Source organism: Sabulicella rubraurantiaca (assembly GCF_017355885.1).
Lineage (GTDB): Bacteria > Pseudomonadota > Alphaproteobacteria > Acetobacterales > Acetobacteraceae > Roseococcus > Roseococcus rubraurantiacus.
Window position 1 is genome coordinate 1 of record NZ_JAFEUU010000037.1, and the last position, 15,976, is coordinate 15,976.

At 65.3% G+C, this 15,976-nt stretch carries 18 protein-coding genes; 7 read left to right on the forward strand and 11 right to left on the reverse strand.

The window, feature by feature from the left end:
* Nucleotides 1-655 precede the first annotated feature (655 nt).
* Together JTJ31_RS23860 and JTJ31_RS23865 are read left to right on the forward strand one after the other, a co-directional pair.
* On the forward strand, nucleotides 656-892 hold the full coding sequence (locus JTJ31_RS23860) for a Pepco domain-containing protein (protein ID WP_207541244.1): 237 nt from the start codon (nucleotides 656-658) through the stop codon (nucleotides 890-892).
* A 1,392-nt stretch (nucleotides 893-2,284) separates the two neighbouring features.
* Complete coding sequence (locus JTJ31_RS23865; protein ID WP_207537641.1) at nucleotides 2,285-2,647, forward strand: con-10 family general stress protein; 363 nt, start codon at nucleotides 2,285-2,287, stop codon at nucleotides 2,645-2,647.
* Between the two features lie 43 nt (nucleotides 2,648-2,690).
* Here the strand turns inward: JTJ31_RS23865 and JTJ31_RS23870 are convergent, their stop codons facing one another.
* Nucleotides 2,691-3,077 carry a response regulator gene (locus JTJ31_RS23870; RefSeq protein WP_207541245.1) on the reverse strand — a complete coding sequence of 129 codons (387 nt, stop codon included), beginning with the start codon at nucleotides 3,075-3,077 and terminating at the stop codon, nucleotides 2,691-2,693.
* A gap of 312 nt (nucleotides 3,078-3,389) precedes the next feature.
* Between JTJ31_RS23870 and JTJ31_RS23875 the strand changes: the two genes are divergently transcribed.
* Nucleotides 3,390-3,554, forward strand: a complete 165-nt coding sequence (locus JTJ31_RS23875; RefSeq protein WP_207541246.1) for a hypothetical protein — start codon at nucleotides 3,390-3,392, stop codon at nucleotides 3,552-3,554.
* A gap of 16 nt (nucleotides 3,555-3,570) precedes the next feature.
* Here the strand turns inward: JTJ31_RS23875 and JTJ31_RS23880 are convergent, their stop codons facing one another.
* Nucleotides 3,571-4,383 (reverse strand): hypothetical protein, encoded by an 813-nt coding sequence (locus tag JTJ31_RS23880; RefSeq protein ID WP_207541247.1) that lies wholly within the window; start codon nucleotides 4,381-4,383, stop codon nucleotides 3,571-3,573.
* 27 nt (nucleotides 4,384-4,410) lie between these two features.
* Nucleotides 4,411-4,830: a hypothetical protein gene (locus tag JTJ31_RS23885; protein WP_207541248.1), complete on the reverse strand. Its 420-nt coding sequence runs from the start codon at nucleotides 4,828-4,830 to the stop codon at nucleotides 4,411-4,413.
* A 224-nt stretch (nucleotides 4,831-5,054) separates the two neighbouring features.
* On the opposite strand from JTJ31_RS23885, the gene JTJ31_RS23890 reads away from it, so the two are divergent.
* Nucleotides 5,055-5,372 carry a hypothetical protein gene (locus tag JTJ31_RS23890; RefSeq protein ID WP_207541249.1) on the forward strand — a complete coding sequence of 106 codons (318 nt, stop codon included), beginning with the start codon at nucleotides 5,055-5,057 and terminating at the stop codon, nucleotides 5,370-5,372.
* Between the two features lie 144 nt (nucleotides 5,373-5,516).
* On the opposite strand, the gene JTJ31_RS23895 is transcribed toward JTJ31_RS23890, so the two are convergent.
* Nucleotides 5,517-6,845 (reverse strand): NAD(P)/FAD-dependent oxidoreductase, encoded by a 1,329-nt coding sequence (locus JTJ31_RS23895; RefSeq protein WP_207541250.1) that lies wholly within the window; start codon nucleotides 6,843-6,845, stop codon nucleotides 5,517-5,519.
* Between the two features lie 287 nt (nucleotides 6,846-7,132).
* Here JTJ31_RS23895 and ctaD point away from each other — a divergent pair, with 287 nt between their 5' ends.
* Together ctaD and JTJ31_RS23905 are read left to right on the forward strand one after the other, a co-directional pair.
* Nucleotides 7,133-8,719, forward strand: coding sequence for a cytochrome c oxidase subunit I (gene ctaD, locus JTJ31_RS23900; protein ID WP_207541251.1), 1,587 nt, complete (start codon nucleotides 7,133-7,135; stop codon nucleotides 8,717-8,719).
* A gap of 67 nt (nucleotides 8,720-8,786) precedes the next feature.
* Complete coding sequence (locus tag JTJ31_RS23905; RefSeq protein WP_207541252.1) at nucleotides 8,787-8,978, forward strand: hypothetical protein; 192 nt, start codon at nucleotides 8,787-8,789, stop codon at nucleotides 8,976-8,978.
* A gap of 130 nt (nucleotides 8,979-9,108) precedes the next feature.
* Here the strand turns inward: JTJ31_RS23905 and JTJ31_RS23910 are convergent, their stop codons facing one another.
* From JTJ31_RS23910 to JTJ31_RS23940, 7 genes are all read right to left on the reverse strand, one after another.
* A complete protein-coding gene (locus JTJ31_RS23910; RefSeq protein WP_207541253.1) occupies nucleotides 9,109-9,525 on the reverse strand; it encodes a CxxCxxCC domain-containing protein in 417 nt (138 codons plus the stop codon).
* 229 nt (nucleotides 9,526-9,754) lie between these two features.
* Entirely contained in the window at nucleotides 9,755-10,285 is a 531-nt protein-coding gene (locus JTJ31_RS23915) for a hypothetical protein (protein WP_207541254.1), read from the reverse strand.
* Between the two features lie 2 nt (nucleotides 10,286-10,287).
* Nucleotides 10,288-10,698 carry a hypothetical protein gene (locus JTJ31_RS23920; protein WP_207541255.1) on the reverse strand — a complete coding sequence of 137 codons (411 nt, stop codon included), beginning with the start codon at nucleotides 10,696-10,698 and terminating at the stop codon, nucleotides 10,288-10,290.
* An 11-nt stretch (nucleotides 10,699-10,709) separates the two neighbouring features.
* On the reverse strand, nucleotides 10,710-11,750 hold the full coding sequence (locus JTJ31_RS23925) for a COG3904 family protein (RefSeq protein ID WP_207541256.1): 1,041 nt from the start codon (nucleotides 11,748-11,750) through the stop codon (nucleotides 10,710-10,712).
* Nucleotides 11,751-12,061: 311 nt separating this feature from the next.
* The gene (locus tag JTJ31_RS23930) at nucleotides 12,062-12,727 is read right to left on the reverse strand and encodes a potassium channel family protein (RefSeq protein ID WP_207541257.1); all 666 of its coding nucleotides are present in this window, start codon (nucleotides 12,725-12,727) and stop codon (nucleotides 12,062-12,064) included.
* On the reverse strand, nucleotides 12,720-14,051 hold the full coding sequence (locus JTJ31_RS23935) for a TrkH family potassium uptake protein (RefSeq protein ID WP_207541258.1): 1,332 nt from the start codon (nucleotides 14,049-14,051) through the stop codon (nucleotides 12,720-12,722). The genes JTJ31_RS23930 and JTJ31_RS23935 overlap by 8 nt, the downstream gene beginning before the upstream one ends.
* A 431-nt stretch (nucleotides 14,052-14,482) precedes the next feature.
* A complete protein-coding gene (locus JTJ31_RS23940) occupies nucleotides 14,483-14,779 on the reverse strand; it encodes an antibiotic biosynthesis monooxygenase (RefSeq protein WP_207541259.1) in 297 nt (98 codons plus the stop codon).
* A 542-nt stretch (nucleotides 14,780-15,321) separates the two neighbouring features.
* Between JTJ31_RS23940 and JTJ31_RS23945 the strand changes: the two genes are divergently transcribed.
* Nucleotides 15,322-15,976: Bug family tripartite tricarboxylate transporter substrate binding protein (locus tag JTJ31_RS23945; protein WP_207541260.1), on the forward strand; the 655-nt coding region annotated here is incomplete at its 3' end.

Below are 15,976 nucleotides of genomic sequence, written 5' to 3' on the forward strand. Positions count from 1 at the left end.
GCACCAGCGCACACGTAGCCAGCGGGGATAGGCGCCGCTTCCGCAACCTGCGGCAGAGCGAGGAAACCAAGCCCCGCCAGTGCGGACAGGGCCACGCCAGAGCGAAGCCAGCGGCGCCAAGTCGAATGCTTGTGCATCTTGTTCCTCCGTTATTTCGCAGTCCTGGGACAAGCGAAAATGGGAATCTCCCCCGGATGGACTGCGAAAGAGATCATGCAATAAGCATGCCGAAATTTCTTCCTCGCCAATATCAAATCGTTGCCGAGTTTCCATTATTGGAATCAATTGAGGTTGTAAGTTTTTCCGACAAAATCAAACCGCGACACCCTCAAATTCAGTCAACAGCCGCCCTTCCATGATAAATAGCCAAGTTGTTCGGCGAGCTTGGCAGGCGAAATCACCTCAATTGGCACTGGGTACGCGGCGGCCGGTCAATGCGCCGGGGCCAAACTAGCGACCGTAAATCTGCGTCGTGCCGCTGCGGTCCGGCCGCGCCCACAGGTTGCGTGCCGTGGCCTCCCGCTTCGAATATTATGAACCCAGTCGACCTTCCAGATAGCCTTTATTATGAAAACCACCTCATATGCATTTCTAGCCCGATTTTTCCTGGCCGCGATTATAGTCCGATACCATTCAAGTCTTCTGACAGATACTCTTGGAGAAAAACCTTCAATGGCTTGTTGCCGGCCTCGGCGACGCGCTTGCCAAATTGCCTGGCACTTTACCGCAGTACAGTCTAACCGAGGTCGAGGTTTCTGTTGTTGTCAGCGCCGAGGGTAGCGTTAGTCTTTTAGGCACCGGCGGCAAAACGGGCGTGAAGGGCAGAATCAAGCTGAAATTCGAGATTGGTCCAGCTTCAACTCCGTCCGCTCCTTTGTCGCAAACAGGTTGATTCGCCCGGCAATAGTCATCCACGCACTATCCTCAACAAGGTGGCGGGCCGCAAAGTCCGCGACGCACACCGTCATTCCGTCCCCGCTCATGGCCGCCGTGGGCGCGGGAAGGACTCCAGAAGACCATTAGGCACTTTAAAGGTCCGAAAGTCTGTCCATTACAGCTCGCTGAGTGCCGTGAGGCGCTTCATCGGGTAGCGGTTAGATCAGACGCGAGGGGCCTGGAGGGCTGGGACTTGCCCGCAACCTTTCCGCATCCCTGCCCGGAGCATCGCTTCTTGCGTCCCGCGATAGTGAGCGATGGTGGGTGCCATGTTCCCGCCCGACATGGTCCTCATGGGCATCCCAAGGAACAACACCCCGGCGATGTCATTGCAGCGCGTCTGTTCCTGTCGCTGAGACGCCTGTGCCAAGGCTCCCGCCAAGCGAAGCTGCTCCTCTGCAAGTTGCTCGCACGTGTAGGACAGAAACGGCCTCTCTGGGACGTAGGACGCAGCGATGGTCTCGGGGGCCTGGGCGCAAGCTATAAGCAAGCCCGGCAGTAGAAGCGCGGTCGTCAGTCTCATTGTTCATTTCCCGGTGTCCTCGGGAATGCCGTGACAAAAAGGGAGGGACCGAAAGTTGGGGGAATTGCGGGGCCGGGCGGCCTCGGAGCCATGGCGCTTCGGTTTGAACTGGCGCCTCCAGGTGTCCGACAGCAAGCGGTTCCCCAGGTGTAGCCCTTAAATTCCGTTGGTTGGCTGCGAGATGGCGCGGGTCCAGGCCCCCCAACCATCCACCCTCAGAAAGACGCGCAAGCTCCCGCATACGGCGCCGCGGATCCTTCTTCGCTATTGGGACTTCTTCTTCGCGCTTGCGGCCCTGGCCGGGCTCTACGCACTGCACAGGCTCAAACTGGTGCGCGAAGGTAGCGGAGCGCGCATCCACGCCCGCGACCTGGCGCTGGAGGCGGCGCGCGCCCTACGTGGACTTGGTTTGGCGGGCAGCCGCGACGGCTTCTCCTCCCCCCTTGGCCGCCTCGTCGGGCGCAGACCGCAACGCATCCGCCCAGCCGCAGCAGTTCACGCACCAAGCACCAAGTAGCCTACCTGCATGCAGTCTCAGCTGAGCGATCCGCCTCCTCTTCAAGCGCGGGCCTCCGATCTCCGCCAGCACCAGCGGCGCGCTCCAGCACGGCGAGGCAAGGATTTCGCCTTCGGCATGGCAATATTGTCACCCAAGACGGTCATACAATAAATGGCAGCCAGAATCCAAGAATAGGTTCCAATCCCATTGTGACATTATCTGTAGAACGGCCCATCGAATATTTAGGTCTGCAACAGTCCTTCCTGCGGGTCGTTCTGGCTTCGGCTCGGTGCAGCGGGCCGATATCACAGGAAAGATCGGATCACATGGCTCAACAAGGCAGTGGTGGCGGCAATTTCGCTGACGATCCCAAGCGCGCCAGCGAGGCGGGGCGCGAGGGCGGCAAGAACGTGGCGCCGGAGGACCGCTCTTTCTCCAAGGACCCTGAACTCGCCGCCGAGGCGGGCCGGAAAGGTGGGCAATCCGTCGCGCCAGAGGATCGCTCCTTCTCGAAGGACCGGGAGCTGGCGGCGGAAGCCGGCCGGAAAGGCGGCGAGGCGTCCCATGGCGGTGGCGGTGGCGGTGGCAGCAGCGGTGGTGGCGGGGGCGGCGGCAACTTCGCCGATGACCCGGAACGCGCCCGCGAGGCTGGCCGAAAGGGCGGCGAAAACTCCCGCGGCGGCCGCTAGGCAACAAACGCACCGAAAGGCGGGGAGCGAAGGTCTCCCCGCCTCAGGCGGCCAGATGTGACCTGAATTGGTCTTGCAGGGCCCGGATGATGTCGGCGGGCTCGCTCGGCTTCTCGCACAAGAGGGCGTCGCGGAAGGCGGGGGCGAGTGCGCCGCGGTCGTAACCGGTGCAGAAAACAAACGGGATGCCGCGACGCCTGAGGGCATCGGCCACGGGGTAGACGCTTTCTGCCCCCAGCTTCACGTCGAGCACGGCCGCGTCGATGCGCCCACTGCGCGCAATGAGGCGAAGCGCAGCGTGCAGCGTGGCGACTGGACCCAGCACCTCGGCCCCGACCAGCTCCAACTCTTCCGCCATGTCGCGCGCGATGAGGTACTCATCCTCGACCACCAGGATGCTTCGCCGCGTCAGCTTTCCAGCATGGGACATCGTGCTGCCTCCGGTTGCTTCTTGCGGATTTCAGACCGAGAACATGCCTTCGTATATAGGTCGTTGCCTTTGCGGATCTATCGGCTGCCAGACCTCAGCGGTATGACTTGCCGCGTAATCGGAGCCTCATCCAGACGGTCTTTGATGGGCCCGAATCCGAGCAGCGGCCGCGCGGATGGGCGAAGCACCTGCATCGCCACTCCTTGTCGCTGCGCTTGCCGCCTCGCCTCGGCCACTACCGTATTCCGCGCAACGCAACTCCCGTCACGGCTAGGCGCTTCCGGCCCATCACAACAATGGACGGAGCTTCCCATGTCCGACACGAACAAAAGGAAAGAAGTGGATCCTGGCGACTCCGTGCCAGAGGGGGTTGCTCCCCTGGAGCCCCCTGCGCTCTCGGAGGAGGAGCAGAAGGTGAAGGAAAAGCTGGAGCAGATCGGCAACAAGCCGAAGCCCAAGGGTCCCCCGGACTCCTGAGTCGGATGAGAGACCGTCAGTCCCTGAATTCGCGAAGTGCCCAACCCATCCGGCCTCGCTCCAGTACGACTTGGCTCGGAGGGTGTGGCTGCGCGTTGGCCTCATTTTCGCGGAACGCGCACAGGAGCGCCTGGTCTGGTCCCGTCCAGCGCAGGAAGGAGAACATGTAGAACTTCTCGTGCGGGCCGGACGGTACGTGCTGCCAGACGAGGGAGGCCTGGAACCCGCCAACGTCGAACAGCTCGATGCCGTTGAAGACGTGGGCGGCCTTGGACGGCGACACGGAGAGCATCCAGCGAAGCCCAGGCGAGAAGCGAGGCTGGCTGGCCAGAACGACCTGCGTGCCGGAGCGGTGACCAACCCACACGAAGTCGGTGTGCTCATAGTGATGGCGGCGGATGAGAAAGCCCGGCGGGTCGGAGAAGGCTGCCACGAATTCGGGCTCCACGCAGGAGAGGAGGCCTGGGGTGGACGGGTCGAGGGCGCAGCCGGGATCATCCGCGAAGACGACCTCCCCGCGCTCGAAGGGAACCGCGAACCCGCCGCTCCAGCGGCGCAGCCGCGAGGTGGCGGCCTCCTCGGGCAGCAGGGTGGCCTCCCCGTATCCGGCCTGATCGGAACTCGGGGCTTCTTCGCAAACGGTATTGGAACTCGCCTGCGCCGAGGCCAGGCACATGAGGAGCGCGGCCGCCAATGCCGGCAGCGCCAGTCGGGACCGACTTCGAGCCGCAACCACTCCCCGTGCCTCCTTGTGGCGACCGAGCCTACTGAACACTGTCGCCTTGTCCCAGGCGGACCACGGCGAAGTGTTGCTTTCGCTTCGGTTCATGGTGCCACACGGCCGCACCTAATTGGGTCAAGATCCAACGCCCCCTGAAGTCCGTGAGTGCCCAAAGCACTGGCGGGTGGCGGCAAGGCTAGGCAGGCCGACCAAGTCCAGCACGTCCAGGATCACGCGGCCCGCCAGGAATGCGGTCAGCACCGCAACCGCGGCATCAGAGATCTCCGTGGCAACCCCCGCCCCGAGCCCTAGCAGCACGGCGGCCGCCCGCAGCCATCGCCCGATGCTGCGGTACCGCTCCTGATGATCCTCGTTGAGGCTGTAATCCGTCACGAAGAAATGCAGCGCCATCGCGACCGTGAAGCAGGCGAGCGCACTGGTCGTCATCACCTCCCGGTGGAGGAGGTAGCCGACGAGAGCGCTGGAGGCCGCGAGGGAGGCGATGTGGAGCCAGAACACGCCAGGCCCCGTCGCCGCCTCACCACCGCGCGCCACCGTTGCCGTCGCCGCGAGGCACGAAGCTATCGGGACCGGAGCGGCTTTCCCTGGGGCGTGGCACGGGCGCTTGGCGCCGCACTCGCGCAACAGAGCCCCGGAACTCAGCCGGCAACGGTCGGGAGTTAGGGGCACTTTCCGGCATGCCAAGCGCCGTTCGGCCCCCAATCCCGCGCGTCGCTCAGGGCATGCCGACGCAGCGTGCTGTGCTGCGTTGTTTCTTGATGCTCCCAAATTCTTCCGCCGCGCGGATCGTGGTTCCTGTCTTTGGCTCCCAGCACTACGCGGAGCTGCGGGCCGCCCAGGATGACGCCGCCGCCCTCCCCGCGACTTGGGAGGAATGGAGCGCGCGGCTCCAAGCCCAGCTCACACGGGGCGGGATGCGCCGCGAAGCGATCGTGATGGTGGAGATCAGCCTCCCGGGGCTGCGCCGCTTCTGCGCGGCCAATGGCCACCCGACGCTGAACCGCGAGGCGCGCCATGCCTACGCCCTCAACTGCGCCCGTAACCGGGACCGGCTGGCTCGCGAAATCGGCTTCTGAAGGATCGCGTCGATAGCGGTCCCAGTCAGCGCCAGGCGTATCGCCCCACTTGCTCTCGTGAACCCCAAAGCACCGGCCCGCATCTTCCCTTGGGCGCTGGCCCGTCTCTTGGCGCCATCTGGCGGGGACCAGCGTCACGCCCCCTCAGCGTCCAGCGTCGCCGGCGCTGGCGGCATGCGGGACACGTGCACCACGTGCCTCGCCGGCGGGCTGGGTGATCAGCCGGGCGCCTCGCTGGAACGTCAGGTAGCTCCAAAGCCACTGGACCGAGACGATGATCCGGCTTCGGAAGCCGATCAGGTACCAGACATGGGCAATCCCCCAGAACCACCAGCCGATGAGGCCCGTGAGGCGTAGCCCATCGAGCTGGACCACGGCGGAACGGCGGCCGATCGTCGCGAGGTTTCCGTGGTGCCTGTACCGGAACGGCCCTGGGCCGGGCTGACCCTGGACCTCGGCGGCCAGCAGCTTGCCGACGTGACGGCCCATCTGCTTCGCAGCCGGGGCAATCCCAGGCACTGGCCGCCCGTCCGCGTCCGTGGCCGCGGCGAGGTCGCCGATGGCATAGATGCCCGGCCGGCCCGGCACGGAAAGGTCCGGAGCGACGAGGATCCGGCCCTGGCGGTCGCGTTCCGCCCCGATCCAGCTCCCGGAGGGCGAGGCCATCACGCCCGCGGCCCAGACGACGGTGCGCGCCTCGATCTCCTCGCCCTCGCAACTCACCCCGGAGGCATGGCAAGCAGTGACGCGGGCGGCGGATCGCACCTCGACGCCAAGCCGCTCCAGCGAGGCACGCGCCACCTCGCTCAGCTCCTCGGAGAAGCTTGGCAGGATGCGGGGACCGGCCTCGATCAACATGATCCGGGCCTGGGCCGGATCGATGCGCCGGAATTCCTGCCTGAGCGCCAGGCGGGCCACCTCGGCGATGGCGCCGGCCATCTCCACCCCCGTCGGACCCCCACCGATCACGACGAAGGTGAGGAGGCGCCGGCGCGCCCTGGCATCCTCCTCCACCTCCGCCTCCTCGAACGCCAGAAGCAGGCGCCGCCGGATATCCGTCGCGTCCGCGAGCGTCTTCAGGCCCGGGGCGTGTTCCGCCCATTCCTCATGGCCAAAATAGGAGTGGGTCGCCCCCGTCGCGAGCACGAGCCGGTCATAGGGGATCTCCCGCCCGTCCGCCGTATGAAGCCGGCGTCCCTCGACATCGATCCGCGTGACCTCCGCCATCTGCACCGCCAGGTTCCTCTTCCGGCGGAAGACGGCGCGAATGGGCCAGGCGATGTCACCGGGCGAAAGCGCGGCCGTCGCGACCTGGTAAAGGAGCGGCTGGAACAGGTGATGGTTCTGCCTGTCGAGAAGCGTCACCTCGACAGGCGCACGGGCGAGGACCCGGGCCGCTTCAAGCCCGCCGAAGCCGGCGCCAAGAATGACGATCTTCTTGGGCGGCCTTCCGTGTGATCCGGCTGGGCGCATAGGGGTCCTCCAGGGCGGAAGCCGCCTGGGTTGGCTCGCGCCCCCCATGAACACCTCCCATGCCAGACGGTCGCGAGCATGAGCGCCTGCAGAGAGTTTATGCTTGGTCCTCCTCCCACTGCCGACTTTTGATTTGAGGCGCAGAGGCCTTGCGCCAGACGCAGCTACGGCGAACCCAGCGGGCCGCTTTCGGCCCGGAAACCAAAAGGCGCATCTTTTGTCCGGGCGCCGCAACGGCGGGCAGTCATGGGCCGTTCCAGGGGCGACACGAGCTGGAGAAGACCGCCATGGGGGTCTCGGAAGCCGAAGCTCATCACGATCACAAACCCGCCTTCATCGCCCGATGGTTCTTCAGCACGAACCACAAGGACATCGGCACGCTCTACCTGATCTATGCCGTCATCACCGGGTTCGTGGCGGTGGCCATGTCCATGCTGATGCGCCTGGAACTGGCGGAGACGGGGCTGCAGTTCTTCCCGGATGGTCAGGCCTGGAACACCTGGGTCAGCGTCCACGGCCTCACGATGATCTTCTTCGTGGTCATGCCCGCGCTGATCGGTGGCTTCGGCAACTGGTTCGTGCCGATCATGATCGGCGCGCCAGACATGGCCTTTCCGCGCCTGAACAACATCTCCTTCTGGCTGCTGGTGCCGGCCTACATCCTCCTCACCGCCGCCCCCTTCGTGCCGGGTGGAGCGGGCCCTGGCTGGACTCTCTATCCGCCGCTGTCGGACGCCGAGTACCAGCCTGGACCCGGCATGGACATGATGCTGTTCTCGCTGCACCTCGCGGGCGCGTCGTCGATCCTGAGTTCCGCGAACTTCATCACGACCATCTTCAACATGCGCGCCCCAGGCATGACGCTGCACAAGATGCCGCTCTTCGTATGGTCGCTCCTCGTCACGTCGTTCCTGCTGCTGCTGGCCGTGCCCGTGCTGGGTGGCGCCATCACCATGCTGATCACCGACCGTAACTTCGGCACGTCCTTCTTCGACCCGGCCGGCGGTGGCGACCCGGTGCTCTTCCAGCACCTGTTCTGGTTCTTCGGCCATCCAGAGGTATACATCGTCATCCTTCCCGCCTTCGGAGTCATCAGCCACGTCGTCTCGACCTTCAGCCAAAAGCCGGTCTTCGGCTATCTCGGCATGGCCTACGCCATGGTCGCGATCGCCGTGGTTGGCTTTGTGGTCTGGGCGCACCACATGTTCACCTCGGGCATCACCGTAGACACGAGGGCGTATTTCGCGGCGGCAACAATGGTGATCGCGGTGCCGACCGGCGTGAAGGTCTTCTCCTGGATCGCCACGATGTGGGGCGGCGCCATCCGCTTCGACACGCCGATGCTCTTCGCGGTCGGCTTCATCTTCACCTTCACCGTCGGCGGCGTGACGGGTGTGGTTCTGGCCAATCCTGGCCTTGATGTCATCCTGCACAACACCTACTACGTGGTGGCACACTTCCACTACGTGATGGCCATCGCGGCGGCTTATGCGATCTTTGCCGGCATCTACTACTGGATCGGGAAGATGAGCGGCCATCAATACCCGGAGTTCTGGGGCAGGCTGCATTTCTGGACGTTCTTCATCGGCGCGAACCTGACCTTCTTCCCCATGCACTTCCTGGGGAACCAGGGCATGCCGCGCCGCTACCCGGACTACCCGGATGCCTTCGCGACCTGGCACTTCGTCGCGTCGATCGGTGGCGCGATTGCCTGGCTCTCCTTCTTCATCTTCTGCTGGACGCTGTTCCTCACCTTCCGCCGCGGAACCGTGGCGGCGTCCAATCCCTGGGGCGCGGGGGCGACCACGCTGGAATGGCAAGTTTCCTCCCCACCGCCCTTCCACACCTTCGACGAACTGCCCCGCATCAAGTAAGCTGTCCGCCGTCTACGCGGGCAGCACTGTCTGAGGTTCAGCTTCACCATCGGGAAGGCCTCGGAAGATGGCAGACGAAGCTCAGGCGTCTTGGTGGCGCCTTTCGGATTGGTATGGGCTGGAGGATCCGTCTTACGGCAGCGACACCGCTCCGGATCCAGGACATTTCGCGAGCGTGCTGATCATCGGCGGCGTGCTCCTGCCCATCCTCGGCTGGGGCATCTTCCTGCTGCTCGGAGGCAGCTTACCAGATGGCTGAAAGGCCCGCCGCACTTCGCGGGTCAGGCTGAAGCGCCAAAAGACCAGCCTATGGCAAAGTCATTTCTCGCGATGCGTCGGCATCCTGAACCTCAACCCGCGCGAAGCCCTTTCACAGCGAAGCGGTCAGATCAGCCCTCCTCATGCCCGACGAGGTGCTTCATCGGGTCCATGCCAGGCTCCATCGGCACAACCCACCCCCGCACGCTATAGCCCTCATGCACGCGCTCGCGGTCGCCGCACACCAGGTGATGCCACTCGGGCAGCGGCTTGCCCTCCTTCACCAGACGATAGGCACAGGTGCGCGGCAGCCAGTCCCCCACATTCTCGGGGTTCAGGGCCTTGCAGTGAGCCATGCGCTCGTGGCGGTTGGCGTAGTCTGAGCACTGACCGGTCTCCGGGGACAGCAGCGGGCAGCCCAGCCGTGTCAGGAGCCTGAGATTCGCCCGTCTGAGCCGAACCGTGCAGCAGCGCCCGCAGCCGTCGCACAGGCTCTCCCACTCGGTATTGGACAGCTGCGCCAGGGTCTTTTGCGTCCAGAAGGTCACGGCCTCAGCCTCCACCCGCCCGAAACCCCGCCGGCCGTGGCTCCAAGTGCCCCGCGCAGGTCTTCACCGGAATAACAAGTTTGGCACGCGGACTTCCACGCAAGTGCTCCTGAGGTGAGTGAGAAAGGCAGTGTGGTGTCGGAGCGTTGCATTGAGCACTGCGCCGGCGCCGGCGCGCTCCGGTTTGCCGGACGTGCCAAGCTGAGGCAGCTGCCGGCCCCATGCGTCGCTAGGAGGGGCACGAGCGGGTCAACTCGTCGAGATGACGGTCGAGCCCGTCAGCGCCGATCGCCGCCGCAAGAAGCGCGTGGAAGGGCCGGTACACGCGCGCATGCTGGGTCACGTAGGAACAGAAATACCCAAGAAGGATCGCCCTGTCGCACGTCCCTGCGCGATGGCAGAACGCGATCTCGTCATAGAAGGCAAGAAGCCGGATCAGCGCCGCATCGACCTCGCCCCGGGCAGCGTCGTTCGGATAGGCGGCGGTGACAAACCCCTCGTACTCGCGGGGCGAGAGTGCCCGTGACCGCGCCTCCGCCGCGAAGGTCGGGTAGCGGCGCCAGAAATTGAGCAGCGCCGTCCGGGCCGCCACGATATCCGTGCCGCCGAAGCGCGCGATGCAGGCGAGCGTGCGCTCCTCGCGTGCGACTCTCACCGCCTCAGCGCGCTGCGCGAAGAAGCTCCAGACGCCGAAGATCGCGATGAGGGTGGCAATCACCTTCAGCGCGACATCCAGCCAGTCGGGGATCTTCAGGGACATGCTCAGCGCGGCCCGGGCGCCGGCTCCACGCGGCAGGCATCGGGAAAGAAGAAGACCACCGTATCGCTGGCCGTGACCGAAAGACGATCAAGGCAGGCAAGCTGGGACCGGTTCAGTGTCACCAGCTGGTCGAGCGCCGTGGATTCAGCCAGGCGGAGGTTCGGCCCCTCATTCGTCAGCGCATCGAGCAGCGAAGGCGGCCGCTGGGGCGGACAACGGTTGGCCAAAAGGAAGACCGGTTCCCCGGACGCGGCCTTGTAGATCTCGCGATGCTGGACGAAGCAGGCGAGCGTCGCGGCCGTGAGCCGGTAATGTGGTGTGCTCGCCGCCTCACCTTGCCGCCCCGGCTGTGGCCCCTGTCCGGTGAGGAGCGCTCCGACCGCAATCAGACACATTGCCTCCCACCCGCGCAAGCTCGCCTCCGTCAAATGCAGAACCGGAACGCGGCAGCGATCGTCTGCCGGTCGGCGCTGGTCAGGGTGCGCTGCATCCAATGCGGACCGCCTGCGACGCGGGGCGCATTGATCTGCAACCTCATCTCACGCGCCTGGGCGAGAGCCTGCGCCTCCTCGGGGGTGAGCGCCACCTCGAACACCGCACCATCCCCGGCGGCGCGGCTCGAAACCTGCGCCGGCCTGATCTCGCGTTCCGCCGCTGTCGGGCCAAAGCCGAGCGTCGCGCCGACACCGGCTTCCACTGGAACACCCGGGACCGTCAAAAGAAGCCTCGCCGCCCGGGCGCGGCAGAAGGCGGTCAGTTGCGACGCCTGGTCGTAGATCCGGGGCGTATCCCGCCGCTTGCTCACCGCAATCACGCCGGCGCGATAGGGCTCCAGAACGAAGCGATCGAAGCCGCGCGGCGTCTCGATGTCGTAGGCGAGCCGCTGTTCGAGGGAGGGATACGTCATCGCCGTGCTCGGTGTCGCGCTCGCCAGCACGAAGAGCCGCGGGTCGACGCCCATCTCGATGATGTAGGTAAGCAGCAGCCCCGAAATCTCCTGGCCGCCGGCGAGCCCGGCTGCGTTCGGCAGCGCCGCACCGCCGGGCAATCCGAACTGATGGAAGCCCAGCTGCGAGCCTTCCGGGACGCGCCGTCCCACCCCGCCAAGGAACGCGTAGGCGCAAGCACTCAGGCAGTTGCCAGGATTGGGGGGATCGAAACCGGCTCCGTCATGCTGCCCGACGACCGTGTGGAATTCGCGCGCCCGGATCCGCCGGCCGAGCGCCATGCCGTCCTGCAGGCTGCCGCCAGAGCTGTCCAGCAGCACCTGGAACCCCTCGGCCCCGTTCGGACCATCAAGGAAGGCGTCGAACCGGTCCGCCGCCCCGCCGTCCAGCGTACCCTTGGCGATGACGAAGCAGGATTCGCTCGCATTCGCGAAGCAATGGAAGGCGAAGCTCATCGACTGGGCGGCCGCGTCGAAAGGAGCGATCAGGACCAGAAGGCCAAGCCAGACCAGCCGCATCGGCCATCCCTTCCGAGAAGGATCGACAGCACCCCGGCACCTCAGGATTGATCCACCTCACCTCATTGGCAAGAGAAATCCAGCGCGTGGGCGGCCGAACTCGTGACCTCCCTCAGTCCCGACCAAGGCAGTGCGCCGGTATTCGGGCGTGCGGCGGATTGAACCTGAGAAATCAAGACGCGCCAGGTGTCAGCCCCGGACGGCGCGCAAGGATATCTGCGTTCCGATCCCACGCGACGAACCTCGCAGGAGGAGCATCATGCCTAGAGCAAGCTCCACCCACGCGAACGGCCCTCCCCGCACCAGCACCGTCACGTCGCGGCCGCAAAGGCCTCCACCAACCGCGTGGCGCCGGACACGATGAGGATATCGCCTTCCTGCACCACCGTGGTGGGCGTTGCATAAATAAAGTCCTCGTGAAGGCGCTTGATCCCGACCACCGTCACGCCAAAACGCGTCCGTAAGGCGCATTTGGCCAGAGTTTGGCCGGCGACATCGGCCGGCAGGCGTGTCTTGCCAATGGCGAAGCCATCCTCGAACTCCATGAAATCCATCATCTTGCTGGTGACGAGGTGGGCGACACGCTGTCCCATATCGGACTCAGGATAGATCACATGGTGCGCGCCGGTACGCTCGAGGATGCGCCCGTGCTTGGGAGTGAGCGCCTTGGCCCAGATGTCGGGCACGCCCAACTCGCTCAGCGCCAGAACGGTCAGCACGCTCGCCTCAACATCGGTTCCGATCGCCACCACTGCGCGCGGGAACTCCTGCACGCCCAGGCTGAGCAGCGTCCCTTCATTCGTGGTGTCAGCCTGAACCACATGACGCAGATCGTCTGCCCATGACTGAACCACTTCGGCATTTTCATCGATGCCGAGCACTTCGTGGCCCAGCTTCACGAGGGTGGCAGCCACGGCGCCGCCGAAGCGGCCCAGCCCGATCACGACGACGGGGTCGTCCTTGGAAAGGTCAGCCAACGATAGGGCGCTCCTCTGGATAGCGGAACCGGGGTTGCCTCCTTCGCAGCGCAATGGCCGTGGCCGCGGTAATGGTGCCCACCCGCCCGACAAACATCAGCACGATCAGGACAAGCTGCGCCACTGGTGGCAGTTCCGGCGTGATGCCGGTGGAAAGCCCAACGGTGGCGAAGGCCGAGACGACTTCGAACGCCACGTCGCGCAGCGGAAAATCGGTCAGGCTCAGCAGCAGTAGAGTACCAATGGCCGCCAGCCCAACAGCCAGCAGGACCACCGTCAGCGCCTCGCGCTGCACGCTGGGCGCGGTGCGACGGCCAAAGGCGGTCGTGTCCGGCTGGCCCCGCGCCACTGACCAGACCACGAGGCCAAGCAGCATGAACGTGCTGACCTTGATGCCTCCCGCCGTGCCGGCGCTCCCGCCTCCGATCATCATCAGCGCATAGGAAACGGCCAACGTCTCGTCGCGCATGGCGCCGATGTTGAGGGCGTTGAACCCCGCCGTCCGCAGCACGACCGAATGGAAGCCGGCGTTCAAGAGCCGGTCCGCAAGCGGTAGTGCGCCCAACGTGTCCGGGTTGCTCCACTCGTAGAGGAGGACCGCCAGGAATCCCGCCACGAGCAGGATCGCCGTGCCGAGCAGAGTGAGCTTCGTATGCAGCGACCAGCGCGCCCTGCGGTAGGGGTACTGGCGCAGTTCGAACAGCACCGGGAAGCCAATGCCCCCGATCGCCACCGCTGCGGCGATGGGCGCGAGGAACCAAGGGTCACGCGCGAAGCTCACCAGATTGTCGGACCAGGTCGAGAACCCTGCATTGTTGAAAGCGGAGATCGAATGAAAGGCTCCGTGCCAGATTGCATCGGACCAGCCGGTCCCATGTCCCAATGCGAGGCGCAGCGCGAGGAGAAGCGCGACCGTCACCTCCACCGTTACTGTCACCATCAGGACCAGCCTGAGCACCGAGATGACGTCGCCCAGCGCGAGGCTGCGGGTCTCGGCCTGGGCGATGATGCGGGTGGAGAGCCGCAATCGCCGAGCCACCAGGAGGCCGAGGAGCGTTGCACCGGTCATGATGCCAAAGCCACCGAATTGGATCAGCAAAAGGATCACCGTCCGTCCGAAGGCGGACCACTGCGTAGCGGTATCCACCACCACGAGGCCCGTGACGCAGACCGCCGAGGCGGCGGTGAAGAGCGCCACCAGAAATGGCACGGCCCGGCCATCCGCGCTTGCGGAGGGATGGATCAGAAAGGCCGTCCCCAAGGCAATGGCCAGGAGGAAGGCCGCCGGTACGAGCCGAGCGGGATGCTCCAGAGCGGGGCGCAAGCGTCTCTCCCCAGCTTATCTCGCTTTCCACATTACAATTGTCAGCTTGCCAAAGCTGCAGAAAAACAAAACAGTAAACCGGGCTCACTGATCTGCCTGTTCAAAACACGGGCGGGCAGACATGTGGTTCAAAGACGCTCGCGCTCACCCTGTCCGCGCTATGGCGACTTAGGCGGCGCCCGAACGCTTGGAGGTCGCAACGTCCCGCTACCCCGCCTTGGAGAGCGTGGCGCGCGATGCACGTTGTCGAGGCGGGCGAAACGCTCCGGCGCACCCCGGGGGGCCGTCTCCCCTGAGGCGCTCCGCCGACCATTCCCCCGAACCCCGTGCGGCCGCGTGGCCGCCCGTGATACTGGCGGCGTGGCGGAGCCATGGTCCGCAGTTCGCCCCTTCGGTCGGAGGGCGTACCCACCTCGAGGCCGAAGCGCGCCCTATCTCAGCGGCATCACAACGGGGCCTGACACGGCATCGGTGACTCCAAGCCCGCGCCCCAGATCCTCGAGGGTTGCGCGGAATGAGTTGAGCGTCGCAATCATGTTCGGCCGCGCCTGTGCAAGGGCCTCGGCGTCGGCCCATTCCGCGATGATGCAGTAACTGCGATCGCCCGTCTTGATGATGTTGGCATGCACAAGGCCAGGCCAATCCTGGCCGACGTTTCGATGCGCGTCGAGGAAATCCTGTTCCAGGCCAGGCTTGACCCGAAACCGTACGGCGTTGAAGGCGGTCATCCTCCGCTCCTCCTCCCTGCCGAGATTTTGACATCTCTTCCGGCACGCCCCATCCGGCGTGCCGGTGCCAGCTTAGGCGGCACGGGACAGTCGCACCAAGCAAAGTTTGGCTTCTCGCTGGGCAGGTTGCGCATCCGGCGCACGGCGCTGCGCGTGTTTCACCGAAATCAGATGGGCCCAGTGGTCTGGCAGCCGCGCAGTGGCCTTCAATCGGCAGTCTAATCTTGCTCCCCAGCCTATCGACCTGTCGCTGATTCTCGTGTTCTGGCTCAGGCTCCTTGTTGGAAACCCTTGCCGACCTCGTGAGCGCGGCTGCGATCCTGTCGGCGTAATACCGGAAATCCCAAGGGCAGCACGCTAAGCCTCAGAGGAGGAGCGGCGGGATGCAACGCCAGCTGGAAGCGAATTGGCCCCCGGCCCATTTCCCTCGACAGGCCGGCCCAGAGGTGGCGCTCCTCGCAAGGCTGTATAGGCTTTCAGAAAAGGAAGGAACGCCCAGCATCCCGCCAACGGGCCGATCCCTTTGCGAAGGAGAGTTGTTCATGAGCACAACCCGGCGCCACCTACTGAGCGCAGCCACCCTTCTGGCTACACCGGGCTTGGCCTCTGCCCAGGTGGGTTGGCCCACCCGGCCCGTGCGCTTCATCGTGCCCTTCCCGGCCGGCGGCGCATCGGACATCACTGGGCGCCTCCTCGGCGAGCGGCTGCAGCCCATCCTCGGACAGCCTTTCCTGGTGGACAATCGCGGTGGAGCGGGTGGCAACGTGGGCGCCGACGCCGTCGCCAAGGCCGAGCCCGATGGGCACACCATCCTGCTGAGTGCCGCGGCGCTCCTGGCGGCGAACAAGTTCCTTTATCGCCGCTCCATGCCCTTCGACCCGATGCGCGACCTGGCGCCCGTCACGCGCGTCTCGACCGGGACGGTGCTGCTGGTGGTGAATGCCGACCGGCCCTGGCGAAGCTTCGCCGACCTCGTCGCGGCTGCGAAGACCGCACCGGGACGGATCAGCATGGGCTCGTCAGGTGCAGGGACGACGAGTCACCTGACGCTGTCCTCCATCAACCGCGCAGCGGGAATGGATATCAGCCACATTCCGTATCGGGGCGGCGGCCCGGCCATCACCGACCTGCTGGCTGGCACGATCGACATGATGTTCGACGTCATCCCGGCGCTGATGCCGCATGTCCGCTCGGGCC